At 65.9% G+C, this 24779-nt stretch carries 20 protein-coding genes, 6 tRNA genes and 1 pseudogene; 5 read left to right on the forward strand and 22 right to left on the reverse strand.

The window, feature by feature from the left end; genetic code table 11:
• Nucleotides 1–96: 96 nt before the first annotated feature.
• The 15 genes and pseudogenes from ASC81_RS21275 to rimP form a co-directional block, all read right to left on the reverse strand.
• The gene (locus ASC81_RS21275) at nt 97–576 is read right to left on the reverse strand and encodes a CYTH domain-containing protein (RefSeq protein ID WP_056271604.1); all 480 of its coding nucleotides are present in this window, start codon (nt 574–576) and stop codon (nt 97–99) included.
• A 3-nt stretch (nt 577–579) separates the two neighbouring features.
• Entirely contained in the window at nt 580–1824 is a 1245-nt protein-coding gene (locus ASC81_RS21280; RefSeq protein WP_200946929.1) for a DEAD/DEAH box helicase, read from the reverse strand.
• 6 nt (nt 1825–1830) lie between these two features.
• The gene (locus ASC81_RS21285; protein WP_235533724.1) at nt 1831–2415 is read right to left on the reverse strand and encodes a methylated-DNA--[protein]-cysteine S-methyltransferase; all 585 of its coding nucleotides are present in this window, start codon (nt 2413–2415) and stop codon (nt 1831–1833) included.
• Nucleotides 2390–3343, reverse strand: coding sequence for an MBL fold metallo-hydrolase (locus ASC81_RS21290; protein WP_056271605.1), 954 nt, complete (start codon nt 3341–3343; stop codon nt 2390–2392). The genes ASC81_RS21285 and ASC81_RS21290 overlap by 26 nt, the downstream gene beginning before the upstream one ends.
• Nucleotides 3340–4794 (reverse strand): serine hydrolase, encoded by a 1455-nt coding sequence (locus tag ASC81_RS21295; RefSeq protein WP_162253768.1) that lies wholly within the window; start codon nt 4792–4794, stop codon nt 3340–3342. The genes ASC81_RS21290 and ASC81_RS21295 overlap by 4 nt, the downstream gene beginning before the upstream one ends.
• A gap of 50 nt (nt 4795–4844) precedes the next feature.
• Entirely contained in the window at nt 4845–5798 is a 954-nt protein-coding gene (gene dusA, locus ASC81_RS21300; RefSeq protein ID WP_235533737.1) for a tRNA dihydrouridine(20/20a) synthase DusA, read from the reverse strand.
• A 129-nt stretch (nt 5799–5927) separates the two neighbouring features.
• On the reverse strand, nt 5928–6497 hold the full coding sequence (locus tag ASC81_RS21305) for a lectin-like protein (RefSeq protein ID WP_056271610.1): 570 nt from the start codon (nt 6495–6497) through the stop codon (nt 5928–5930).
• 98 nt (nt 6498–6595) lie between these two features.
• Nucleotides 6596–7711 (reverse strand): enoyl-CoA hydratase/isomerase family protein, encoded by a 1116-nt coding sequence (locus ASC81_RS21310; protein ID WP_056271613.1) that lies wholly within the window; start codon nt 7709–7711, stop codon nt 6596–6598.
• Complete coding sequence (locus ASC81_RS21315; protein ID WP_056271615.1) at nt 7708–8589, reverse strand: DMT family transporter; 882 nt, start codon at nt 8587–8589, stop codon at nt 7708–7710. Before ASC81_RS21315 ends, ASC81_RS21310 begins: the two co-directional genes overlap by 4 nt.
• Nucleotides 8590–8698: 109 nt before the next feature.
• Nucleotides 8699–10522, reverse strand: coding sequence for a translational GTPase TypA (typA, locus tag ASC81_RS21320; protein WP_056271617.1), 1824 nt, complete (start codon nt 10520–10522; stop codon nt 8699–8701).
• A gap of 26 nt (nt 10523–10548) precedes the next feature.
• Nucleotides 10549–11508 (reverse strand): tRNA pseudouridine(55) synthase TruB, encoded by a 960-nt coding sequence (gene truB, locus ASC81_RS21325; RefSeq protein WP_056271619.1) that lies wholly within the window; start codon nt 11506–11508, stop codon nt 10549–10551.
• Complete coding sequence (gene rbfA / locus ASC81_RS21330; protein WP_056271908.1) at nt 11501–11881, reverse strand: 30S ribosome-binding factor RbfA; 381 nt, start codon at nt 11879–11881, stop codon at nt 11501–11503. Before rbfA ends, truB begins: the two co-directional genes overlap by 8 nt.
• A gap of 111 nt (nt 11882–11992) precedes the next feature.
• Nucleotides 11993–15004, reverse strand: coding sequence for a translation initiation factor IF-2 (infB, locus tag ASC81_RS21335; protein WP_056271622.1), 3012 nt, complete (start codon nt 15002–15004; stop codon nt 11993–11995).
• Nucleotides 15005–15050: 46 nt separating this feature from the next.
• Entirely contained in the window at nt 15051–16529 is a 1479-nt protein-coding gene (nusA, locus tag ASC81_RS21340) for a transcription termination factor NusA (RefSeq protein ID WP_056271624.1), read from the reverse strand.
• Between the two features lie 116 nt (nt 16530–16645).
• Nucleotides 16646–17149 (reverse strand): annotated as a pseudogene (gene rimP / locus ASC81_RS21345) (ribosome maturation factor RimP); the annotation flags it as partial.
• 264 nt (nt 17150–17413) lie between these two features.
• On the opposite strand from rimP, the gene fabI reads away from it, so the two are divergent.
• Nucleotides 17414–18196 carry an enoyl-ACP reductase FabI gene (gene fabI, locus ASC81_RS21350; RefSeq protein WP_056271627.1) on the forward strand — a complete coding sequence of 261 codons (783 nt, stop codon included), beginning with the start codon at nt 17414–17416 and terminating at the stop codon, nt 18194–18196.
• A gap of 91 nt (nt 18197–18287) precedes the next feature.
• On the opposite strand, the gene ASC81_RS21355 is transcribed toward fabI, so the two are convergent.
• Nucleotides 18288–20555: an arginine/lysine/ornithine decarboxylase gene (locus tag ASC81_RS21355; RefSeq protein ID WP_056271631.1), complete on the reverse strand. Its 2268-nt coding sequence runs from the start codon at nt 20553–20555 to the stop codon at nt 18288–18290.
• Between the two features lie 131 nt (nt 20556–20686).
• Between ASC81_RS21355 and ASC81_RS21360 the strand changes: the two genes are divergently transcribed.
• Both ASC81_RS21360 and ASC81_RS21365 read left to right on the forward strand, forming a co-directional pair.
• A complete protein-coding gene (locus ASC81_RS21360) occupies nt 20687–21115 on the forward strand; it encodes an NfeD family protein (protein ID WP_056271633.1) in 429 nt (142 codons plus the stop codon).
• Between the two features lie 27 nt (nt 21116–21142).
• Nucleotides 21143–22060 (forward strand): SPFH domain-containing protein, encoded by a 918-nt coding sequence (locus tag ASC81_RS21365; RefSeq protein ID WP_056271636.1) that lies wholly within the window; start codon nt 21143–21145, stop codon nt 22058–22060.
• Between the two features lie 285 nt (nt 22061–22345).
• Here ASC81_RS21365 and ASC81_RS21370 read toward each other — a convergent pair whose 3' ends face one another.
• The gene (locus ASC81_RS21370; protein WP_056271639.1) at nt 22346–23062 is read right to left on the reverse strand and encodes an autoinducer binding domain-containing protein; all 717 of its coding nucleotides are present in this window, start codon (nt 23060–23062) and stop codon (nt 22346–22348) included.
• Nucleotides 23063–23139: 77 nt separating this feature from the next.
• On the opposite strand from ASC81_RS21370, the gene ASC81_RS21375 reads away from it, so the two are divergent.
• Both ASC81_RS21375 and ASC81_RS21380 read left to right on the forward strand, forming a co-directional pair.
• Nucleotides 23140–23535: a hypothetical protein gene (locus ASC81_RS21375; protein ID WP_056271642.1), complete on the forward strand. Its 396-nt coding sequence runs from the start codon at nt 23140–23142 to the stop codon at nt 23533–23535.
• 29 nt (nt 23536–23564) lie between these two features.
• A tRNA-Ser gene (locus tag ASC81_RS21380) sits at nt 23565–23654 on the forward strand.
• Nucleotides 23655–24141: 487 nt separating this feature from the next.
• Here ASC81_RS21380 and ASC81_RS21385 read toward each other — a convergent pair.
• From ASC81_RS21385 to ASC81_RS21405, 5 genes are all read right to left on the reverse strand, one after another.
• Nucleotides 24142–24218 (reverse strand) — tRNA-Asp (locus tag ASC81_RS21385).
• Nucleotides 24219–24294: 76 nt separating this feature from the next.
• Nucleotides 24295–24370 (reverse strand) — tRNA-Glu (locus ASC81_RS21390).
• 70 nt (nt 24371–24440) lie between these two features.
• A tRNA-Asp gene (locus tag ASC81_RS21395) sits at nt 24441–24517 on the reverse strand.
• Between the two features lie 52 nt (nt 24518–24569).
• Nucleotides 24570–24645: transfer RNA gene (locus ASC81_RS21400), tRNA-Glu, on the reverse strand.
• A 50-nt stretch (nt 24646–24695) separates the two neighbouring features.
• Nucleotides 24696–24771: transfer RNA gene (locus ASC81_RS21405), tRNA-Ala, on the reverse strand.
• Between the last annotated feature and the right edge of the window lie 8 nt (nt 24772–24779).

The raw sequence follows: 24779 nt of genomic DNA on the forward strand, positions 1-24779 counted from the left end.
CCAAACGCAGCATCCTCGCTCGTGCGGGTTGCTTGCGTATGACAGTCGTTCAGCGCTTACGCGCCCGACCGCCCGCCGGATTCCGTCGGCCGCCCCCTAGCTTCTCGCAGCGCCCCAGTGCGTGAACGGGTTCACCGCCAGGTTGGCGTTGACATAGCGGCCATCACCGGTCACCTCGGCACCCAGCCAGCCCGGCCGTGCAAAGACCTGACCCTCGGCCACCAGCTCAATCTCGGCGACGACGAGGCCGGCATTGGCGCCGAGGAACTCGTCGACCTCCCAGGTCATGCCCTCATGTGTGCAGAGGTGGCGGATCTTCTCGACCACGGGGCCATCGCACAGTGCCAGAAGTTGCCGGGCGTCGGCGAGGGGGATTTCGTATTCGAACTCGGCCCGCGTCGCGCCTTGCGTGGCGCCCTTGATGGTGAGGAACGCGGTGTCGCCCGCAATGCGCACGCGCACCGTGCGCGCCGGCTCGCGGCTGAGGTAGCCCTGGCTGAAACGCGTCTGCGCCGTCGCGGCCTGGCGCCAGCCGTCGCCGGTGACGAGGAACTTGCGTTCGATCTCGATGCCCATCGCTCAGCCCCCTTCGGTTGCAGCACGGGCCGCGGCTTCGCGCAGCTTGTCTTTCTTGCTCTTGCGCGTCGTGCTCTTGATGCCGCCAGCGGCCTGCGCCTCGCTGGCCACCGCCTCCGGCTCGAAGCCTGTCAGCCGCTCACGCACGATGCGCTGGCCCTGGCGTTTCTCGATGACGCGGAAATGGCTCTCGGCGTTCTCGGCGCTGTCCGCGCAGATGAAGCTGACCGCCACGCCGGTGGCGCCAGCGCGGCCGGTGCGGCCGATGCGGTGGGTGTAGTCGGCCGGCGAGCGCGGCAGCTCGTAGTTGATGACGGCGTCGAGCGCGTCGACGTGCAGGCCACGCGCGGCCACGTCGGTGGCGACCAGCACCTTGACGCTGCCGTCTTTCAGCGCCGCCAGCACATCGCTTCGCGCGCCCTGGCTCAGCTCGCCGTGCAGCGCGCCGGCCTTGAAGCCGTGGGCGAAGAGCTTGTCGGACACCAGCTCGGCCGTGTAGCGGCTGGCGACAAAGACCAGCGTCCGCTCCCAACCCTCGTCCTTGAGCAACTGCCGCAGCGCGGGCAGGCGCTGGGCGCGGTCGAGCTGGATGGCGCGCTGCGTGATCTGCGGCGGCGCCTCCTGGATGTCGATGCGCACGGGTTCGCGCAACAACTGCTCGGCCAGGCCCTGCACGGCCGGCGGGCAGGTGGCGGAGAACAGCAGCGTCTGGCGCCGCGCCGGCAGCAGCGCCAGCACGCGCTGCAACTCCTCGGCAAAGCCCTGGCTGAGCAGGCGGTCTGCCTCGTCCAGCACCAGGCAGTCGATGCCCGCCAGCGTCAGGCCGTTGTGGTCGATGAGGTCGAGCAAGCGGCCCGGCGTGGCCACCATCACGTCGCAGCCGCCGCGCAGCGCCATCAGCTGCGGGTTGATGGACACGCCACCGAAGGCCAGCGCGATCTTGGGGCGGTGCAGCAGCAGGGCCGCCACGTCGCGCAGCAGCTGGGCCGTCTGCGCGGCCAGCTCGCGCGTGGGCGCCAGGACGAGCACGCGCGGACCAGGGCGCGGTGGCGAGGTGACGAGGCGCTGCAGCAGCGGCAGCACGAAGGCAGCGGTCTTGCCCGAGCCGGTCTGGGCCAGGGCCAGCACGTCGGCGCCGGCCAGGATGGGCGGCAGTGCGGCCGCCTGGACGGCGGTGGGGGCGTGATAGCCCTGTTCGCGCACGGCGCGCAGCAGGGCGGGCGACAGGCCCAGGGAAGAAAAAGACATGCGGAATTAGAACAGCGGCTGCTGGTCGCCTGCGAGCTGGCCCACGGCGCGCGCTTCGATCAGCAGCATGCGCCGCTTGGTCTCCACGCCGCCGGGCGCCGAGAAGCCGGTCGGCTCGCCGCCCGCGCCCATCACGCGGTGGCAGGGCACGATGGGCGGAAACGGGTTGTCCCCCTCGGCGCGGCCGACCGCGCGTGCCGCGCCCGGCTGGCCCAGCGCGGCGGCGATCTCGCCATAGGTGCGCGTCTGGCCGGGCGGAATGGCGCGGGTCAGCGCATGCACCTGGCGGCGGAACTCGGGAATGCCGCGTTCATCGAGCGGGATGTCGCCGAGGTACCGCACCTCGCCGGCCAGCAGTGCCCGGATGCCGTCCACGGCGTGGGCGATGGCGGCCGGCAGGTCATCCGTCAGCTGGGCGCCCGGGTGACGCCGCCTGAGCCGCGCGGGGCTGGCATCGGGCAGCAGCGAGGCGACGACGCCCTGGTCGCTCCACACGATGCCGCAGCGGCCCAGCGCCGTGTCGAAGCTGTGGCACCACAGCGGCTCGCCAGCGGGCAGGCGGGGTTCAGGGGCTTGCGCAGAATCGTTCACGTTGCTCGGGCGCGGCTTGCAGCAGGGTCTTGAAGTAGTAGCCCAGCATGCCATTGACGCGGGCACGGCCCGCGTCGTCCAGCCAGGTGTCGACTCGCGAGCGCCAGACGGCGGCGCAGGCGGCCGGATGCAAGCATTGGTCGGCACAGTCCAGCAGCGCCTCGAAGCCGCCGCGCCAGCGCTCAAACTCGGCACGGCTCATCACCGGGCCGTGACCCGGCACGAGGCGCTTGAACGGCTGCGCGGCGATGCGCGCCAGCGCCTCGCGCCAGGCCGGCGGGCAGGCGGTGTCCATGAAGGGCACCGGCAGCGTGACCAGGTCGCCGGCGGCCAGCGTGCCGCTCTCCAGGTCCATCACCCACAGGTCGCCACCGCTGACGGCCGTCTCGACGCCGACCTGCAAGCGGCGGCCGGCGATGCTCAGCGTCGCTGCGGTCTCGATTTCATGGTCTGGCCGCAGTGCTGCTGCTTGGTTCAACAGGTCGAGGTCGATGCGCATGACCGCGGCCTGCCCGGCAGCGGCAGTCGGCAGGGCCGCCTGCAGCTGGCGGCGGTAGCGGTCCAACCAGCCGTCGCCTGCCAGCGCCTTGGCCACAGCCGGCGACGCCCAGACTTCGAGCCCCGGGCTTTGCGAGCGCAGCCAGGCGTTGCCGCCCAGGTGGTCCAGATGCCAGTGCGTGTTCAGCAACGCCCTCACCTGTCCGCCCGCTGCGGCCCGCACCGCTTCGGCGTGGGCGCGGTGGCGGCCGCTGTCGATCAGCAGCCAGCCTTCGCTTCCTTGAAGGAGCAGGCTGTTGCCGTCCGGCTGGCGGCCGGCCTCGAAACCGCCTGGTACCAGGACGACACCGGGCGCAAGCGGCTGCGCCGCCGCCGTCGCTGCCGCGGCTAGGCACACCGTGGCAACCCAGGCACGCCGCAGTACCGTCATGGCGAGTTCTCGCGGACGCCCTGATTGCCGTACAGATGCATCGTCACCGCGCCTGCTTCACCGCGCCGGAAGCCGACACGCACACCGGTGGGATGGATGAACTGCAGCGCCACGCCGTCGGCAGTGATGGGCGTCAACGCAAGGCGGTCGCCGTTGGGGAACACCAGCGTCAGCTGCGCCTGCGTCTGCTCCACCTGCACGCGCACCCCCGTGTTGGCGAACCGATAGCGCCCGGCGAGCCCGTGGAGGGCCGCCTCGTCCCGCTCGGCCCGGCGCACACGCGTCTCGCGGAACTGTGTCCATCCATAGGCATGCGACACCGCAGCCAGCAGTTCGACGCTCAGTTCGCGGCCCGCCTCCGCATTGGCCAGGTAGACCACACCGTCACCCGTCTGCAGGTTGACAGCCATGCCGGCGTTGTAGCCCGTGGTGCCACCGTAGTGGACAAGGAATTGCTCCTTGCCATCGCCGACGAGCCTGAAGCCGTAAAGGTGCCGTTCGACAGGGGTGCCCAGCAGCGCGCGCACGCTGGACTGCTGGAACACCTGGCTGCGCCCCTGCCAACCCTTGCGCAGCTCGGCCAGCAGCGCGGCCAGGTCGCCGGCGTTGGACCACAGGCCGGCTGCCGCGCTTTCGGGCAGGTGCAGCCAGCCGCCCGGGACGGCTGTAGCACCGTTCCCGTGGCCGGCCGCCACGTCACCACCAGCGTCCTGGCGCTGCAACGCGAACGTGGCCCGGCTCAGCCCCAGCGGCTGGAACAGCCAGCGCTGCATCAGCGGCTCGAACGCCAACTTCTGGCTGTCCTGCAGGGCGAGCTGCGCCAGCGTGTAGCCGCCGCCGGAATAGCGCAGTTGCTCGCCGGGCCGCAGCACGACCTCGGGCCTCGGCGTGTTCGTGCCCGGCGCTGCGGTCGCCACGTCCACCGCCGTCGGTACCGGGCCGGCCTGGGCATAGCCGGGGTAGCCGCCCGGCGTGATGCCTGCGGTGTGCACCAGCAGCCCACGCAGCGTGACCGGGTGCTCGGGCGTCTGCCGGCCCGCAGGCAGGCGCAACGACGTGAGCAGGCCGTTGACGTCGCAGTCCCAGTCCAACCGGCCGGCGTCCTGCAGGCGCAACGCGGCGAGCACCGTGACGGGCTTGGCCAGCGAACCGGCCTGGAACAGCGTGGCGCAGCCAACCGCCGGCGCCTGTGATGCACGGCGGCCATGAACGGCCACCCAATCCACCTCGCCGCCACGCAGCACCGCGATGGCCAACCCCGGCACGCCGTGCTCAAGCATGCGGGCGGCCAGCGTTTGCGGCTGCACCTCGTCGTCGAACACCACCGCAGGCAGCAGGCCCCGCTCGACGGCCTGCCGGCGCTCGGCGGCGCCCGGCTGCTCCTTGCAAGGCACGGCATGGACATTGCCCACCACGGCGAGGCACAGCGCCAGGGCGGCGGTTCGGGTCATCGAAGAATTCATACGCGCATGCTCGCCGAGCACCAGGCCGCGGCCGGTCGTCATGCCGCGATGGACGCACCTTGCACTCGCGCCGCCGTGGCCCGCTCGGCCACCTCGCGCGGCGGCAGGGTCTTCAGGCGGTGATCGCTCCAGACCTGGCGCCAGCGGCGCGCGCCCGGTGTGCCATTCCACAGGCCCAGCGCATGGCGCATCGCGTGCGACCAGGAGCGGCCGGCGGCGTGCACGCGGTCGAGATAGTCCAGCCAGGCGTCCTCGACCTGCTCGCGCGACGTCGCCGCGTCGGCGGCACCGAAGAAGCGCGAGTCCCACTGCGCCATGCTCCAGGGCTCGTGATAGGCCTCGCGGCCGACCATGACGCCGTCCAGCACGGCCAGCTGCTCGGCGATCTGGTCCGGCGTCTTGAGGCCGCCGTTGATGGCGATGGTCAGCTGCGGGAACTCGCGCTTCAACTGCTCGACCAGCTCATAGCGCAGCGGCGGGATCTCGCGGTTCTCCTTGGGCGACAGGCCCTGCAGCCAGGCATTGCGGGCATGCACGATGAAGACCTCGCAGCCCGCGGCGGCGACGGTGCCGACGAAGTCGCGCACGAAGCCGTAGCTTTCGTTCCTGTCGATGCCGATGCGGTGCTTGACGGTGACGGGCAGCGCCGTCGCGTCGCGCATGGCCTTGACGCAGTCCGCCACCAGCTGCGGCTCGGCCATCAGGCAGGCGCCGAAAGCGCCCTTCTGCACGCGCTCGCTCGGACAGCCGCAGTTCAGGTTGACCTCGTCGTAGCCCCAGCGCTCGGCGAGCCTGGCGCAGGCGGCCAGGTCGGCCGGTTCGCTGCCACCGAGTTGCAGCGCCACCGGATGCTCCTCGGCGTTGAAGTCCAGGTGCCGCGGCTGGTCGCCGTGCAGCAAGGCGCCGGTCGTCACCATCTCGGTGTAGAGCAGCGTGTGGCGGGTGATGAGCCGGTGCAGGTAGCGGCAGTGCCGGTCGGTCCAGTCCATCATGGGCGCGACCGACAAGCGCCAGGGGGATAAAGCAATCACGTGCGGGATTATCCCGGCCCGCAAAAGCCAACGCCCGCCTGAACCTGTGCGGGCGGTGGCGGGTGTTGAGGATTGCTACGCAGCCGAGCTTCAGCGGCGGCGACGCAGGCTGGCCAGCAGCGCCGCCCCGGCCAGCATCAACGCGACGGACGCCGGCTCGGGCACCGCAGCGGCGTACTCGATGACATAGCCGTTGAGCTGGCCCGGATTACCCGGGCCGCCATGGTCGTTCCATTGGCCGGTGGCGAGCCAGTTCAGGTGCACGAAGTTTTCACCGTCGCAGCAGTTGTTGGGCTCGCCAGACGCCCAGTTGGTGTAGCCCAGCGCCTGCCCGGCCTCGGGGCCGGCGCGCCAAGTCCAGTTGTTCTCGTCGCCGTCATCGGAAGCGGCGATCCAGGCCAGGTTGGCGCTGGCCACGGTGGCACCGACGAAGCTGTCCTCGGCCGCGCTCGTGATCGTCGCGAGGTAACCCGCCTGGCCCTGCCAGCTGCTGGCCGCCGCCGTGGCGAGCGCGTCCTGCCAGCTCACGGCGTCCGGCACATAGAGGTAGTAGTGCCCGTTGCCACCGGCCGCGGTCTGCCACTGCACCGGATCGGCGTGGACCGTGGTGACCGAGACGGCGGCGAGTGCAAGGGCAAGTGCGGAGCGAAGAGCAGGCATGGCGCGATCCTTGTGGCGTTGTGACCCTGGGCCGCGCGAGTGTCTGCAGCCGGCAGGGGCGGGCCAATCCCGCAGATCGCTGCAAACGCAGGACGCGTTCAGCTCAGGTCGCGCAACGGATGATCATTGGCCGGCCAAGGGCTGACAAAGAACGCAGCAACCTCGGCGGAGTCCACGTCGGCAACGGTGGCGGGCTGCCAGCGTGGTGCATGGTCCTTGTCCACGGCCAGCGCGCGGATGCCTTCGACGGTCTCGCTGCGGCTCGGCCCACGAAGGTGGAAGGCATGGTGCACGAGGTCGCGCTCCAGGCGCAGGTCATCGGCCAGGCTGAGCTTGCGGCCGCGGCGCACAAGTTCCAGCGTGACGGCCATCATGGTCGGCGAGCGTTGCAGCAAGGTCTCGCGGGTTTGGCGTGCCCAGTCGTCGTCAGCGGCAGCCAGCGAATCGAGGATGCCGGCCAGCGCCGGCTCGCCGAAGTGGCGGTCTATGCGTTCAGCCGCGGCCTTGGGGTCGGCGGCGGGAGCGAGGTCGGCGCGCTCCATGACGGTCGCAACGACATGCTCGGCGCTGGCTTGGGGGCTGGCCCTCAAGGCGGCGACGAGGTCAGTCCACTGCGAGGCCGGCACGTAGACGTCGCCTAGGCCCCACTCGATGGCGTCGCCCGCCGCGATGGCTTGGCCGGTCAGCGCCAGCCACTCGCCCACATGGCCGGGACACTGGGCGAGGAAGTAGCCGCCGCCGACATCGGGGAACAAGCCGATGCCGGTCTCGGGCATCGCAAGCTTGGAGCGGTCGCTGAGGACGCGCAGCTTGGCCCCCTGGCTGATGCCCATGCCGCCGCCCATGACGATGCCATCCATCAGCGCGATATAGGGCTTGGGGAAGTTGTGGATGAGGTGGTTGAGGCGGTATTCCTCGGTGAAGAAGTCCCCCAGCGCGGGGTCACCGACATGGGCGGCCTGATGGAAGAAGCGGATGTCGCCACCGGCGCAGAACGCAGGCGCCTTGCCTTCGCGCGCGGCACCGAGCACGGCAACGGCCTGGATCTCGGGCCGCGCCGCCCAGTGCCGCAGCAGTGCCGTCATGTCGCGGATCATGGCCAGCGACAGCGCGTTCAGCGCCTGCGGGCGGTTCAGCGTGATGAGGCCAAGGCAGCCGTTGACCTCGGCCAGGATCTGGCCGTCGGCACCGAGGGGCGGAATCAGGTCGTTCATGCGTTCTTCAGGACGGATTTGACGGAGGGAGGGGCGAGGGCTTCGTTGGCGACGAGCGCCGCAAGCACGAGGCTACCGCCGATCAGCGCCGCGCTGCCTGGGTGTTCGCCCGCAAACAACCAGGCCCACAGCACACCGAGCAGGGTTTCCATCTGACCGAGCAAGGCCAACTCATGGCCCGGCAGCTCGCGCGCCAGCCGCACCGCCAGCAGACAGGGCACCGCCAGTTGGAAGACGCCCAGGCCGGCCAGCAGGGTCAGGTCATGCGGGCCAGCCTGCAGGGGCCAGGCCAGCGGCAGCATCAGCGCCATGGAGAGCAGCGCGCCGATCAGGACGGCGGGGAGCATGTCGGGCGCACCCGGCCGGTCGCCCTCCCCCACTTTCTGCAGAAGGCACCAGTTCGTTGCAGCCGCCAATGGCACGCCGAGCGCAACGAACACGCCGAGCAGCGGCCCGCCAAGCTGCCCGCCGAACATCCAGGCGATGCCGGCGCCCGCCACGCCGATGGCCCACCAGGTACGTGCCGGGACGGGCTGATGCAGGAAGACGCGCGCGAACAGCGCCGTGAACAGCGGCGACAGCGACATCGTCACCAGCACATTGGCCACCGTCGTCAGCGACAGCGCCACCATGAAGGCCGTGAACATGACGGCCCAGCACAGCCCCGAGGCCCAGACCGCGCGGCCTTTCAGGCTGGGCAGCAGCGCCCTGCCCCGCATGAAGCCCAGGATCACGACCAACGCCAGCGCATTGAAGGCGCTGCGCCAGAACGTGATCTCGAAGCCTCGCGCCGCATCCAGATGCCGCGTGACCACGCCCGCCGAACTCCACAGCAGCGTGACCAGCAGCATCAGCAACACAGCGGATCGGTGCGTCATCAAACGAAGAGCGCCCCGTAAAACGGGGCGCGGGCAATCAACTGACTAGAACCCCCTCCCGGAGGCGGCAGGGGGAGCGCAAGGCGCCGCGCCAGCGTGTGTCGTGCGCTTAAGCGCGCGACGCACGCTTGCGTTCGTTTTCCGACAGGTGGCGTTTGCGGACCCGCACGCTCTTGGGCGTGATCTCGACCAGCTCGTCGTCGTCGATGAAGTCGACGCCGTACTCCAGCGTCAGCTCGATGGGCGGCGTGACCTTGATTGCGTCTTCCTTGCCGGAAACACGGAAGTTGGTCAGCTGCTTGGTGCGCGTCGCGTTGACGACCAGGTCGTTGTCGCGGTTGTGGATGCCGACGATCATGCCTTCGTACACCGGGTCGTTCGGCTTGACGAACATGCGGCCGCGGTCGTCCAGCTTGCCCAACGCGTAGGTGAAGATTTCGCCGTCGTCCATGGAGATCAGCACGCCGTTCTTGCGACCGCCGATCTCGCCCTTGTGCGCCTCGTAGCCGTCGAAGATCGACGAGATCAGGCCCGAGCCGCGCGTCAGGTTCATGAACTCGTTGCTGAAGCCGATCAGGCCACGGGCAGGGATGCGGTACTCCAGGCGCACACGGCCATGGCCGTCCGGCTCCATGTTGAGCATCTCGCCCTTGCGCAGGCCTAGCGCCTGCATGACGCCGCCCTGGTGGATTTCTTCCACGTCGGCTGTCACCAGCTCCATCGGCTCGTGCTTCTCGCCATCGACGTCCTTGAACATCACGCGCGGCTTGGACACGGCCAGCTCGTAGCCTTCGCGGCGCATGTTTTCCAGCAGGATGGTCAGGTGCAGTTCACCGCGGCCGCAGACCTCGAAGATACCGTCTTCGTCGGTCTCCTTCACGCGCAGGGCGACGTTGTGCTGCAGTTCCTTCTGCAGGCGGTCCCAGATCTGGCGGCTGGTAACGAACTTGCCTTCGCGGCCGGCCAGCGGGCTGGTGTTGACGCAGAAGTTCATCGTCAGCGTCGGCTCGTCGACCTTCAGCATCGGCAGCGGCGCCGGGTTGGCCGGGTCGGTCACGGTCACGCCGATGCCGATGTCCTCGATGCCGTTGATCAGCACGATCTCGCCGGGTCCGGCATCGGTGACCTGCACGCGGTCCAGACCGTGGAAAGTCAGCACCTGGTTGATGCGGCCATTGACGCTCTTGCCGTCCGGGCCTTCCATGACGGCGACCTGCATGCCGGGCTTGATGGTGCCCTGGCTGATGCGGCCCACGCCGATGCGGCCGACGAAGGTGGAAAAGTCGAGTGCCGAGATCTGCAGTTGCAACGGCGCAGTCGGGTCGCCGGATTGCGGCGGCACATGCTTGAGGATGGTGTCGAACAGGGCCGACATGTCGGGGCCCCACTGCTCGCCAGGCGCGCCTTCGGTCAGCGACGTCCAGCCGTTGATGCCCGAGGCGTAGACGACCGGGAAGTCAAGCTGCTCGTCGGTGGCGCCGAGCTTGTCGAACAGGTCGAAGGCGGCGTTGACGACGGCATCGGGCTTGGCGCCCGGCTTGTCGACCTTGTTGACCACGACGATGGGCTTGAGGCCCAGGGCCAGCGCCTTCTTGGTCACGAAGCGCGTCTGCGGCATCGGGCCTTCCTGGGCGTCGATCAGCAGCACGACGCCGTCGACCATCGACAGCGCGCGTTCGACTTCGCCGCCGAAGTCCGCGTGGCCGGGCGTGTCGACGATGTTGATGTGCGTGCCACCCCAGGACACGGCGCAGTTCTTGGCCAGGATGGTGATGCCGCGCTCGCGTTCGATGGCATTGCTGTCCATCACGGTGTCGACGACCTTTTCATGGTCGGCGAAGGTGCCGCTTTGACGCAGCAGCTGGTCCACCATGGTGGTTTTGCCATGGTCGACGTGGGCAATGATGGCAATGTTGCGGATCGGGGTGGTCATGGGACTTGCTTCTAAAAAAAACCGGTTCAGGCGGAGATCAAAGCCTGGACCTCCGGCGGGGTCAACAGGCGGTCGGCGATCAGCTCGCCAGAGGTGATGTGGGCGCTGCCGAGGAAGGCGCGTGATTCGGGACCGTAGACACGCACGCGCTCGGCATCGGGCGCGTCGACGCGGCGGCGCAACCCGGAGAGGAAACGGGCCGCTTCGGGCGCGGGCAGGCGCAGCTCGGGCGCGTCAGCCAGCAAGCGGTCGGGTGAAGTGAGCAGCGCGGCGCGCTGGTCTTCGGGCAGGGCTTCGAGGGCGGCCAGCGTGATGCTGCCGTCCAGCGTCAGGCCACCCGATCCGGTGCGGCGCAGGGCTGCCAACGACGCACCGCAGCCGAGCGCTGAGCCAATGTCTTCCGCCAGCGTGCGGATATAGGTGCCTTTGGTGCAACGGACGTCGAGGGTCACGGTGCCAGCCTGCACGCCCACGATGTCGATGGCATGAATCGTCACGCGGCGGCTCTTGCGCTCGATCTCGATGCCGGCGCGCGCGTATTCGTACAGCGCCTTGCCTTCGTGCTTGAGCGCCGAATACATCGGCGGCATCTGGTCGATCTCGCCGGTGAAGGCGGCGCAGGCGGCGCCGATCTGATCGGCGGTGATGCCGTCAACCTCGCGGCGCTCCAGCACCTCGCCCTCGGCATCGCCGGTAGTCGTGCGGATGCCCAGGGCCAGGGTGGCGAGATAACGCTTGTCGGCGTCCAGGCTGAGCTGGCTGAACTTGGTCGCCGCGCCGAAGCACAGCGGCAGCAGGCCGGTGGCCAGCGGGTCCAGCGTGCCGGTGTGGCCGGCCTTCTCGGCGCGCAGCAGCCACTTGGCTTTCTGCAACGCGTCGTTGCTCGACAAGCCCAGCGGCTTGTCGAGCAACAACACGCCGTGCAGCGGGCGGCGTTGGATACGGGGACGCGGCGGACGGGCCGCCACGGCGACGTCCTCAGTCATTCGGTTCCTCGTCCTCCAACGCGCGCGTCGCGTTGGCACGGTTGATCAGCGCGCTCATCTCAGCCGCGCGCTCGGTGGTGCGGTCGAACTGGAAATGCAGCGTCGGCACGGTGTGGATCTGCAGGCGCTTGAAAAGGCCGTTGCGCAGGAAACCGGCCGCCTCGTTCAACGCTTCCTGCGTCTCGACCGGGTCGCCGACCAGCACCGAGAAGAACACCTTGGCATGGACGTAGTCCGGCGTGACCTCGATCGCATTGATCGTGGCCATGCCGATGCGCGGATCCTTGAGCTCGCGGATCAGCTCCGCCAGATCACGCTGGATCTGGTCGGCGACGCGAAAGCTGCGGTTGGGGATGGCGCGTTTGTGTCTCATGGTCGGTTTCCTGATCAGGCTGTCTGCGCGGTTCACGCGCGGCCAGCCAACAAAGGACAAACCCCGCCCCATTCGGGCGGGGTCTGCGGGGTAACCCGAAGGGGCTGGCGTTCAGAGCGTGCGGGCCACTTCCTTGATCTCGAAGAATTCGAGCTGATCACCTTCCTTGATGTCGCTGTAGTTCTTGAGCTTGATACCGCACTCGAAGCCTTCCTTGACTTCCTTGACGTCGTCCTTCTCGCGTCGCACCGAGTCCACCTCGCCCGTGTAGACGACGGTGTTCTCGCGCAGCAAGCGGAACTTGGCACCACGGCGGACGAGGCCGCTGGTGACCATGGAGCCGGCCACCGTGCCGATCTTGGAAGCAACGAAGACCACGCGGATCTCCGCCGTGCCGAGCGCTTCTTCGCGCTGCTCGGGCGCCAGCATGCCGGACATCGCCTTGGTCACGTCATCCACAGCGTCGTAAATGATGCTGTAGTAACGCAGATCGACGGCGTTACCTTCGGCCAGCTTGCGCGCACCGGCATCGGCACGCACGTTGAAGCCGATGATGACGGCCTTGGACGCGATGGCGAGGTTGATGTCGCTCTCGCTGATGCCGCCGACCGCCGCGTGGACGATCTGCACCTTGACCTCGGCGTTGCTGAGCTTGAGCAGCGATGCGGCCAGCGCTTCCTGCGAACCTTGTACGTCGGACTTGATGATCAGCGGCAGCGTCTGCACGTCGCCGGCGCCCATCTCGCTGAACATGTTCTCCAGCTTGGCGGCCTGCTGCTTGGCCAGCTTCACGTCGCGGTACTTGCCCGAACGGAAGGTGGCCACTTCGCGGGCACGGCGCTCGTCGCCCAGCACCATGAACTCGTCACCGGCTTGCGGCACTTCGGTCAGACCTTGAATCTCGACCGGGATGGACGGGCCAGCCTCGGTACAAGCCTTGCCGTCCTCGTCCAGCATGGCGCGCACGCGGCCGAAGGTGGAACCCGCCAGCACGACATCGCCGCGCTTGAGCGTGCCGCTCTGCACCAGCACCGTCGCGACCGGGCCGCGGCCCTTGTCGAGCTTGGCTTCGATGACCAGGCCCTTGGCCATGGAGGCCACCGGCGCCTTCAGTTCCAGCACTTCAGCCTGCAGCAGCACCTGCTCAAGCAGGTCGTCGATGCCCTGGCCGGTCTTGGAGGAGACACCGATGAAGGGTGCATCGCCACCGAATTCTTCAGGCACGACCTGCTCGGCCACGAGCTCGCTCTTCACGCGCTCGACATTGGCATCGGGCTTGTCGATCTTGGTCATCGCGACCACGATCGGCACACCGGCAGCCTTGGCATGGTGGATGGCTTCCCGGGTCTGGGGCATCACGCCGTCGTCGGCTGCGCAAACGAGGATGACGATGTCCGTCGCCTTGGCGCCGCGAGCCCGCATGGCCGTGAAGGCCGCGTGACCCGGGGTGTCCAGGAAGGTGATCATGCCGCGCGGCGTGTCGACGTGATAAGCGCCGATGTGCTGCGTGATGCCGCCGGCTTCACCGGCAGCCACACGGGCACGACGGATGTAGTCCAGCAGCGAGGTCTTGCCGTGGTCGACGTGACCCATGACGGTGACGACCGGGGCGCGCGACAGCGACTCGTGCGATTGCTCGGTCGTGCCCTCTTCTTCGAGGAAGGCGTCCGGGTCATCGAGCTTGGCCGGGAAGGCTTTGTGGCCCATTTCCTCGACGAGGATCATGGCCGTTTCCTGGTCCAGCTGCTGATTGATGGTGACCATCTGGCCCAGCTTCATCATCTGCTTGATGACCTCGGCAGCCTTGACCGACATCTTGTGCGCGAGATCGGACACCGAGATGGTCTCCGGCACATGCACTTCCTGGATCTGCATCTCTACAGGCGCCTGGAAGTTGCCCTGGCCATTGCCACCACGGTCGTTGCCGCCACGGCGGCCGCCGGCCCCCCCGCGCGCCGGAGCACGCCAGTTGCCGCCGCCACCCGGGCGGTTCGCGCCGGCCGGGCCGGCACCGATGGTCTTGAGGCCACGCTTCTTGGCGGCGTCATCGGCCCAGCTGGACGACAGCTTTTCGGACTTGACTGACTTCTTGTCGCCCGGCTTGGCCGCCGTGCTGCCCGGGGCAGCTGGTGCGCCAGGGGCGCCGACCTTCTTGTGGATGGTGCCCTTGATGCCCGCAGCCGGTTCAGCCGGCTTGGGCTCTTCCTTCTTGGGCGCAACCATCACCTTCTTGGGCGCGTTCATCATCGCGCGGATGGCAGCGGCTTCCGACTCGGCGGCCTTGCGGCGGCGAGACAGGTCGTCCTGCTTCTGCTTCTCTTCGGCAGCAGCATCAACGGCCTTGACCACTCGCAGCGCTGGCTTGGGCGGCTCGACCGGCGCGACGGCAACCGCAGGCGCCGGCGCTTCCACCGGCGCAGCGGCGACCGGCTCGGGTGCGGGCGGCTCGACCGGTGCCGACTTGGCACGGCGGCTGGCTGCAGCCTTGTTGATTGCCGCGGCCTCGGCCGACGCGGCAGCCGAGCTGCGCTGACGGGCTTCGGCAACTTGCCCCGGCTTGGCAGCCTCGGCTTCGGCGGCGGCCTGCGCGGCAGCGGCTTGCGCAGCGGCCGCAGCAGCTTCCGCAGCGGCCTGCTCTTCGGCTCGGCGCGCCTCGGCGGCTTCGCGCGCGGCGCGCTCGCCGTCCTCGCGGGCTTTCACCTTGGCGGCCAGTTCCTCTTCCTGCAGACGCAGGGCCGCGGCCTGGGCTTGCGCCTCTTCCTCGCGGCGTGCCAGGTCGGCGTCATCCTGGCCATTGCTGGCCTCATCCGCGCCCGTCGCATCGTCACGCTTGATGAAGGTGCGCTTCTTGCGCACTTCGACCTGGATGGTGCGGGCCTTGCCGCTCGCATCGGCCTGCTTGATCTCGGTGGTCGACTTCTTGACGAGGGTGATCTTCTTGCGATCAGTGGCAGCAGTGCCATGCGAGGAGCGCAGGTGGTCGAGCAGGCGTTCCTTGTCGTTCTCGCTCAGCGAGTCATCAACGGAAGACTTCTTGACGCCCGCGGCATGCAGCTGCTCCAGCAGCGTGCCCGCCGGCTTGCTCAGCTCAGCGGCGAATTGGGCGACGGTAGTCACGGCCATGTGGGGATCCTTCAAATTACTTTTCGGTGCGGCGCGGCGTGGGTGATCAGGCGTTGAACCAATGTTCGCGGGCCTTCATGATCAGCGCGCGCGCAGCGGCCTCGTCTTGTGCAGTCAGCTCGACCAGTTCGTCGACAGCGAGGTCGGCCAAGTCGTCACGGGTGTTGATGCCGCCTTCGGCCAGCTTGCTCAACAGCTCGGGTGTGACGCCTTCGAGATCGCGCAGGTCCTGCGAGACCTCCTCGACCTTCTCTTCGCGGGCGATCTCCATCGTCAGCAGCGCATCCTTGGCGCGGGTGCGCAACTCGTTGACGGTGTCCTCATCGAAGGCTTCAATCTCGAGCATTTCCTGCATCGGGACGTAGGCAACTTCTTCCAGGCTGGTGAAGCCCTCGGCGATCAGGATGTCGGCGACTTCGGCATCGACGTCGAGCTTCTCGACGAAGAGCTTGCGGACGCTCTCGGCCTCGACTTCATGCTTGGCGGCCGATTCCTCGGCCGACATGATGTTGATGCGCCAGCCGGTCAGCTCGGACGCCAGGCGCACGTTCTGCCCGCCGCGGCCGATGGCGATGGCGAGGTTTTCCTCGTCCACGACAACGTCCATGGCGTGGCGCTCTTCATCCACGACGATGGACTGTACGTTGGCCGGGGCCAGCGCGCCGATGACGAACTGGGCCGGATCCTCGCTCCACAACACGATGTCCACGCGCTCGCCGGCCAGCTCGGTGGTCACGCCGTTGACGCGCGAACCACGCACGCCGACGCAGGTGCCGATGGGGTCGACACGTCGGTCATGGCTGATGACGGCGATCTTGGCGCGGCTGCCGCTGTCGCGGGCGCAGCTCTTGATCTCCAGCAAACCTTGCTCGATTTCCGGCACCTCCTGCGCGAAGAGTTCCTTCATGAACTCGGGCGAGGAGCGCGACAGCATGATCTGCGGGCCGCGCTGGGTCGGGTCGACGCCGAGGATGACAGCACGGACGCGGTCGCCGGTGCGCAGGTTCTCTTTCGAGATCATCTCGCTGCGCTTCAGGCGACCTTCGACGCGACCGCTTTCGACAATGATGTCGCCCTTGTCCAGGCGCTTGACGGTACCGACGAAGATCTTCTCGCCGCGCGACATGAAGTCGTTCAGCAACTGCTCGCGCTCGGCGTCTCGGATCTTTTGCAGGATGACTTGCTTGGCCGCCTGGGCACCGATGCGGCCGATAGTCAGGGACTCGACCGGCTCTTCAATGTGGTCGTCGACTTCGATGTCGGCAATCTGCTCTTGGGCCTCGAACAGCAGGATCTCGGCATCCGCGTTCTGCAGGCCAGCCTCATTGGGGACGACATGCCAGCGACGAAAGGTCTCGTACTCACCGGAGTCGCGATCCACGCTGACTCGGATGTCGGCCTCGGCGCCGTAAATCTTCTTGGTGGCCGAGGCCAGGGCGGCTTCGACCGCACCGAACACGACATCGCGCTCCACGCTCTTCTCGCGCGAGATCGCATCCACCAGCATCAACATTTCGCGGTTCATTGCTTGAGACCTCCGTCAACCTTGTCTTGGCCGGGCGCCACCTCGGTGGGTTCGCCCGCTTGTTTGTTCGCTGCCGCTTTTTTCGGCTTGATGACACCGCGCTGGCCGGGTTTGCGGTCGGGCGCGGGCGCCCCGCCGCGTCCCTGAAAACTGAAGGTCGGAACGAGGCGCGCCTCACGCACCTCGTCGAGCGTGAAATCGAGCGCCTGATCCGCCTGGCCGTCGTCGAACACCAGGCGCCAGGCCTGATCGCTCGCCGCCTGCGGCTGCGCACTGACGACGCCGCGGTACTTCTTGCGGCCCTGGAAGGGTAATTTCAGCGTGATGTCGATTTCCTGACCCGCAAAACGCGCGTAATGCGCAGCGTTCTTCAGCGGCCGATCCAACCCGGGCGAGGACACTTCCAGCCGGCCATACTCCAGGCCCTCGACTTCCAGCACATACTGCAGCTGTCGCGTGACCTTCTCGCAATCGTCAACGTCAATCAATTCACCGGCTTCGGCCTGCGCGGGCAGCTTGTCAATCGTCACGCGCAGCGTTCCGCCGGCACTGCGTTCGCAGTCCACGAGTTCGTAACCCAGACCGGTCACGGTTGTCTCTACAGCGGTTTGCCAACTCATGCGGGAAAAGCGTTCCTGATCCGGGAAAAAGCAACGATTAGAAAAATCGAAAAAGCAAAAAAAATGGGCTGGATGAATCCGCCCACCTCGTTCATCAGAATCCGGCGCCAGGGGATATCGTCCAGCGCTCGCGAGGCCCGCTTTGCAGCCGACCCTCATTTCTAGTGAAGCTCGGATTGTACTGTGCAAGTCCCATGCCGGCAAGCCGGCGCCCTCGTCGCATGACAGAATCCAAGGCTGTTTGTGACCCCAAAGGAGACAAGAATGGGCTTTCTCGCCGGCAAGCGGCTGCTGATCACGGGCGTGCTGTCCAACCGTTCCATCGCCTATGGCATTGCCCGTGCCTGCCACCGCGAAGGCGCCGAGCTGGCCTTCAGCTATCAGGGTGAACGCTTCAAGGAGCGCATCAGCGAGTTTGCTGCCGAGTTCGGTTCAAGCCTGATCTACGACTGCGACGTCACCAGCGACGAGCAGATGGAAGCTCTCTTCAATCAGCTCGGGGAGGTCTGGCCCGAGTTCGACGGCTTCGTTCATTCCATTGGCTTTGCACCGCGCGAGGCCATAGCGGGCGATTTTCTCGAAGGCATGACGCGCGAGAACTTCCGCATCGCGCACGATATTTCGGCCTACAGCTTTCCCGCCATGGCCAAACTGGCTGCACCGCGGCTGCGCGCCGGCGCGGCACTGCTGACGTTGAGTTATCTGGGATCGCTGCGCATCGTGCCCAACTACAACACCATGGGACTGGCCAAGGCCAGCCTGGAGGCCAGCGTGCGCTATCTGGCACAAGCTCTCGGCCCCAAGGGCGTTCGTGTCAACGGCATCTCGGCGGGGCCGATCAAGACGCTGGCAGCCTCCGGCATCAAGGATTTCGGCAAGCTGCTGGGGCAATTTGCGGCTCAGGCCCCGATCCGTCGCAACGTCACCATTGACGACGTTGGCAATACCGCCGCCTTCCTGCTGTCAGATCTGGCCGCCGGCATCAGCGCCGAGATCACTTACGTGGACGGCGGCTTCAGCCACACGGCGATGGCAGCGGAGGCCTGAAGGCGACAGGCGCGCGTCCGACCGCTCGGCAAGGAAACGGAGGCGACCGGGCCAAGCCGACGGCCACTGCAGTGGCGCGTCGGGTGGCGCCTCAGGCTTTCACGCAGTCCACGTAGTAGTAGCCGCGACCGGTCTCTTCGTTGATCTCGTGCACGAGGCCGTGCACGTCCGTCGCGAAGCCAGGGAACTTGGCGTTGAAGTTGCGGGTGAACTTCAGGTAGTCCACGATCTTCTTGTTGAAGCGCTCCCCCGGGATCAGCAAGGGAATGCCGGGCGGATAGGGCGTCAGCAACGAGGTCGTGATGCGGCCTTCCAGGTCGTCGATGCCGACCCGCTCGGTCTTGCGCTGCGCGATGTGCGCATAGGCGTCCGTCGGTGTCATGGCTGGCTGCAGATTGGACAGGTACATGTCCGTCGTCAGCCGCGCAATATCGCCTTCGGCGTACGCCTGGTGGATGGCCAGGCACAGGTCGCGCAGGCCCATGCGCTCGTACTTCGGGAACTTGGCGCAGAACTCCGGCAGGATGCGCCACAGCGGCGCATTCTTGTCGTAGTCATCCTTGAACTGCTGCAGTGCCGTCAGCAAAGTGTTCCAGCGACCCTTGGTGATGCCGATGGTGAACATGATGAAGAAGGAGTAAAGCCCCGTCTTCTCGACAACGACACCATGTTCGACCAGGAATTTGGTGACAACCGACGCCGGAATGCCGTCCGCGGCGAAACGGCCCTCCATGTCAAGCCCCGGCGTGATGATCGTGGACTTGATCGGGTCCAGCATGTTGAAGCCTTCAGCCAGACCGCCGAAGCCGTGCCAGTCTTCATCGGCATGCAGCATCCAGTCGGCCGACACCGGCGTGTTGCCCTCCTCGACGCGAAGGAAGTCCGGCCCCCAGACCTTGAACCACCAGTCGTCGCCGTAGTCGCCCTCCACCTTGCGCATCGCGCGGCGGAAGTCCAGCGACTCGCGGATGCTTTCCTCGACCAGCGCCGTGCCGCCGGGCGGCTCCATCATGGCTGCGGCCACGTCACAGCTCGCGATGATCGAGTACTGCGGCGATGTTGACGTGTGCATCAGATACGCCTCGTTGAAGAGGTGTTTGTCGAGCTTGACGCTTTGCGAGTCCTGCACGAGCACCTGCGAGGCCTGCGAAATCCCGGCCAGCAGCTTGTGCGTGGACTGGGTCGCATAGACCATGGCTTCCTTGGGACGCAAACGGTTCTTGCCCATGGCATGGAACTGGCCGTAGAAGTCGTGGAAGGCTGCATGCGGCAACCAGGCCTCGTCGAAGTGCAGCGTTGGGATGTAGCCGTCGAGCTTCTTCTTGATGGTCTCGGTGTTGTAGAGCACGCCGTCGTAGGTGCTTTGCGTCAGCGTCACGATGGCCGGCCGGACGGTTGCCGGGTCCACGTGCGCCAGCAGCGGATTGGCCGCGATCTTGGCGCGGATGGCCTCCGGGCTGAACTCGCTCTCGGGGATGGGGCCGATGATGCCGTAGTGGTTGCGCGTCGGCGTCATGAAGACGGGGATGGCACCACACATGATGATGGCGTGCAGGTTGCTCTTGTGGCAGTTGCGGTCGATGACGACCACATCGCCCGGCGCCACGGTGTGGTGCCACACCATCTTGTTGGATGTGGAGGTGCCGTTGGTGACGAAGAAGCAATGGTCGGCGTTGAAGATGCGCGCCGCGTTCTTCTCGCTGGCCGCGACCGGACCGGTGTGGTCCAGCAACTGACCAAGTTCCTCGACGGCGTTGCAGACGTCGGCGCGCAGCATGTTCTCGCCGAAGAACTGGTGGAACATCTGCCCGACCGGGCTCTTCAGGAACGCGACGCCGCCAGAGTGGCCGGGGCAATGCCAGGAGTAGGAACCGTCCTGCGCATAGTCCATCAGCGCCTTGAAGAAGGGCGGCGCCAGGCCGTCGAGGTAGCTCTTGGCCTCGCGGATGATGTGGCGCGCCACGAACTCCGGCGTGTCCTCGAACATGTGGATGAAGCCATGCAGTTCACGCAGCACGTCGTTAGGCAGATGCTGGCTGGTGCGCGTCTCGCCGTAGACGTAGATCGGGATATCCGGGTTCCGGTTGCGGATCTCCTGGATGAACTTGCGTAGGTTCAGCACGACCGGGTCCATCTCGGGCCCAGCGGTGAACTCCTCGTCGTCGATGGACAGGATGAAAGCTGACGCTCGGCTTTGCTGCTGCGCGAACTGGGACAAATCGCCGTAGCTCGTCACCCCCAGGACTTCCATGCCCTCCTTCTGGATGGCCTCTGCCAACGCGCGGATGCCCAAGCCCGAGGTGTTCTCCGAGCGGTAATCCTCGTCAATGATGACGATGGGGAAGTGAAAACGGATCATCGCGGACTCCAGCGGGCGAGCATCAAAAAACGAAGCGGCGAAGTGTAGGGCCGCAGCGTGTCCCAGCCATGTCCCCAGCCCCTTCTATGCCGTCTAAACTGGACTGATACCAAGACCATGGGGAGGCGAGGATGGACTGGAACTGGACCACTGTCTGGTGGATGACGGCCGGCGTGTTGATTGCAGCCGAGTTGGCCACCGGCACCTTCTACCTCCTGATGTTGGCCGTCGGCGCCGTGGCAGGCGCCCTGGCGGCCCATCTGGGGCTTTCGCTAACGGGGCAAATGCTGGTGGCGGCCGTGATGGGCGGCGCCGCAGTTGTCGCCTGGCACAGGCACCGTGGCAAGGCACCCAGGGCGGCCCCCGCCAATCGCAACTCTGACGTCAATCTGGACATCGGTCAGAGCGTGCAAGTCGACGCCTGGTCGGCCGATGGCAATACCAAGGTTCACTATCGCGGCGCGACCTGGCAGGCGCGCTTCATCGGCAGCGCGCCGCCGGCTAGCGGCCAGCACGTGATCCGTGCTGTCGAGGGCAGTTGCCTGCTGCTCGACCGCTGAACCTCAACGAAGCCCCGGAGACCTACCATGGGATTTGAAATCGCCCTCGTCATTCTTGTCATCGCCGCGATCTTCATCGTCCGCGCTGTCAAGGTCGTTCCCCAGCAGAACGCCTGGGTCGTCGAGCGCCTCGGCAAGTACCACGCGACACTCACGCCAGGCTTGAATTTCCTTGTGCCATTCGTCGACCGCCTCGCATACAAGCACTCGCTGAAAGAGATCCCGCTGGACGTGCCGAGCCAAGTCTGCATCACCAAGGACAACACCCAACTGACTGTCGACGGCATCCTCTATTTTCAGGTCACGGATGCCATGCGGGCCAGCTACGGTTCGAGCAATTACATCGTGGCAATCACCCAACTCGCCCAGACGACGCTGCGCTCGGTCATCGGGCGTATGGAACTGGACCGAACGTTTGAAGAGCGCGCCGTGATCAACACCTCGGTGGTGGAAGCCTTGGACGAGGCCGCGCTGAACTGGGGCGTCAAGGTGCTGCGCTACGAGATCAAGGATCTGACGCCGCCGCCTGCGATCCTGCACTCCATGCAGGCTCAAATCACGGCAGAGCGGGAGAAGCGCGCATTGATCGCGGCATCGGAAGGCCGGCGCCAGGAGCAGATCAATATTGCGACCGGCGAACGGGAGGCCGCCATCGCGCGCTCAGAAGGCGAGAAGCAGGCTGAAATCAACCAGGCGCAAGGTGAAGCTGCCGCCATCACCGCAGTGGCCGACGCCACTTCAGACGCCATCCGCAAGATTGCGGCCGCCATTCAGCAGCCCGGCGGCGACCAGGCCGTCCAGCTCAAGGTGGCGGAGAAGGCCGTTGACGCCTACGCGCAGCTCGCTCAAAAGAACAACACGATGATCGTGCCAGGCAATATGAGCGAAGTGGCTGGCCTGATTGGCACGGCTATGGCGCTGCTCAAGGCCGGCGGAAGGCCGTAAGAGCGAAGGCCTTAAGCAAAAAAACCCGCGAGGACCCTGAAAGGGCGGTCGCGGGCGCAAAGACGTTCGGGGGGCGCCGAACGAAAGCGATGGAGGTGTCGCTTTTCCTAGGGTCTCGTCAATGACCGGGATCAATTACCGGTGATGGGAAAGCCGAACAGCTCAGCAAAGACTTCCCAGAAAGAAACTTGTTCCATTTGCGCCATCCGCTGGTTGCGTTGAGATGGCTCAGTGTGTCGGACTGGTCAACGGCGGAGAACTACCAACCCTGGTAGTGGCGAAGCCTCAGAGGACGCCCAACTCCATGGCCTTCAGGACAGCCTGATGCTTGGTCGACACGTCTAGCAGCTTGAACAGTTGCTTCATGTGGTAGTTCACGGTGTTCTCGCTGATGCCCAACAGGCTGCCTACCACCCACGCGCTCTTGCCTTCCATCGTCAACTTCAGGATCTCAAGCTGGCGCGGAGGAAGCTTTAGCTCCCATTGCGACGGCCTTTTGGACATCAGCAGCCGCCCAGCGGCGTCTTGCGCATGAACCGCAAGCAGTTGCAGGTCCGCAATCATCCGATTCAACTTGATCGGATCCTTGGGCAGAGGCGCCTCCCGATCAACGCCAAGCAGCAATCGGCGGTAGCCGGGCATCTGGACACCGACGGCGACACCGGTTCGATAGCCGAACGGCGCGTACATCTCCCACAACTCGCCCGCCCCAGCGTTGACGTAAAAGGCCTGGTCGTAAATGAGCGGCTTGGTGAGATGGGTCAAAGCCCGATGCACCGGATCTCGCTGCGCATGGCTGTTGTCCCGGGATGTCTCCAAGAACGCCTCAGGGGTGTTTCCTACTGCGACGTATTCGGTCTTCGCCCCTGGTCCCCGATGCTCGATAGCAAGCACACCAACGACGAGGCCGAAATCCAAGTCGTTCGCAAACTCGATCAGCCCGCGTCGGAAGGACGTGAGGTTCTCGGCTTGACTGACTTGTTCGTACCGCTGGAGGTTCATGCGCTACTAAGGTTGGTAGGAGCAGCGCAGCGTTGGGGAACGCAAACTGCAATCCATCCAAATGACGGGAGTTCCGAATGCAGATGGCAGCGTGGCAACTGATGGCCTGCGAAACGGTCGTCAAGACTGTAAACGAGTTCGAAATCGTGACCCATGAACTGCGGCAAGTCGGGAGCAGCGTTCGCGTGCACGATGCAAGTTCCGGCCTGCGGTCAGGTCAGGAGGTCTGGGCAACGTCGGCAGGCGATGAGCCAATCCAGATCGCATGGGAGTGGACCGAAATTCAGTCAGACATCGTTGCCCTGTTCGACCCGATGAACATCCTCTGCAACGTTTCCCTGATCGACGGCCAAGGGCACGCGTTGGCGCGTTCGCGGCGCATGCTGCATCTGAACAATCTGGTCCATAGACTTGATTGGCAGGGCGCTTTGGAAATGCGAGCGGCCAAGTGCGACACAAGGTCCGGCGCCTGACTGTCTTGGGTTATCATGTCGGGCTTGCAGGAGAGGTGGATGAGCGGTTTAAGTCGCACGCCTGGAAAGCGTGTGTGGGTTTATCCCCACCGCGGGTTCGAATCCCGCCCTCTCCGCCAAAGCATGATCGGGCCTTCTGGGGCCCGTTTTGCTTTGCGCGCCACGCGAGCGCTGCATGCCGCGCAACTGCAACTCATCCCCGGTAAAGCGCAATTCGTCGCCTGTGCCTCGCTCCTTAGCGCGACTTGCTGAACACTGCGGCGTATGCCTTACCGTCTGTGAGGCTGGAGTCGGAGATGTCGCGAACGCTGAATGGGTTGATGAGCTGCTGCTTGGCACTGGGTCTGGTTGCCGGCGGCCTGCCAGCCGAGGCTAGCGAAGTGGTCAAGTTGGCCCGCTTGGTCGTTAGCGGCAAACGCAGCCCAAGCGAAGCATCCCGCGCAGCGCCTGCGGAACCTCGCGCCGCTGGAACGCCACAGGCCCAAGGCAGTGGTGGAAGCGATCAAGCCGGCACAGCTCCAGCGCCTTCGCGCGGCGTGTCCTGAAAACCAATCAATCCAAAAGAAAATGCACCGAACCCCGCAAGGGATTCGGTGCATTTAATTTTGGCGGAGTGGACGGGGCTCGAACCCGCGACCCCCGGCGTGACAGGCCGGTATTCTAACCAACTGAACTACCACTCCGTGTTGGGATGAGTTCCGAATATCTGCATACTCGCAAGCCGCATCAAACTTGCCCGTCCTGCGACGGGTACCAAACTGGCGTCCCCTAGGGGATTCGAACCCCTGTAATCACCGTGAAAGGGTGGTGTCCTAGGCCTCTAGACGAAGGGGACAAATTCAAAACTCAAAAAACAAACGGCCAACGAATTGGCCGTTCAATATCGGGATAACCGATGGAAACCTTGGCGGAGTGGACGGGGCTCGAACCCGCGACCCCCGGCGTGACAGGCCGGTATTCTAACCAACTGAACTACCACTCCGCGTGGGATGAATTCGATATCGCCTTGCGACAATACCCAAGCTCATCAAACTTGGCGTCCCCTAGGGGATTCGAACCCCTGTAATCACCGTGAAAGGGTGGTGTCCTAGGCCTCTAGACGAAGGGGACTAAACCTTCGCGACTTGAACTGCGCGCCACTTAAATTCTTCTAAGGAATTTGGTGGAGGTAAGCGGGATCGAACCGCTGACCTCTTGCATGCCATGCAAGCGCTCTCCCAGCTGAGCTATACCCCCGTTTTGAT

The organism is Pelomonas sp. Root405 (assembly GCF_001425165.1).
Classification (GTDB): domain Bacteria; phylum Pseudomonadota; class Gammaproteobacteria; order Burkholderiales; family Burkholderiaceae_C; genus Pelomonas.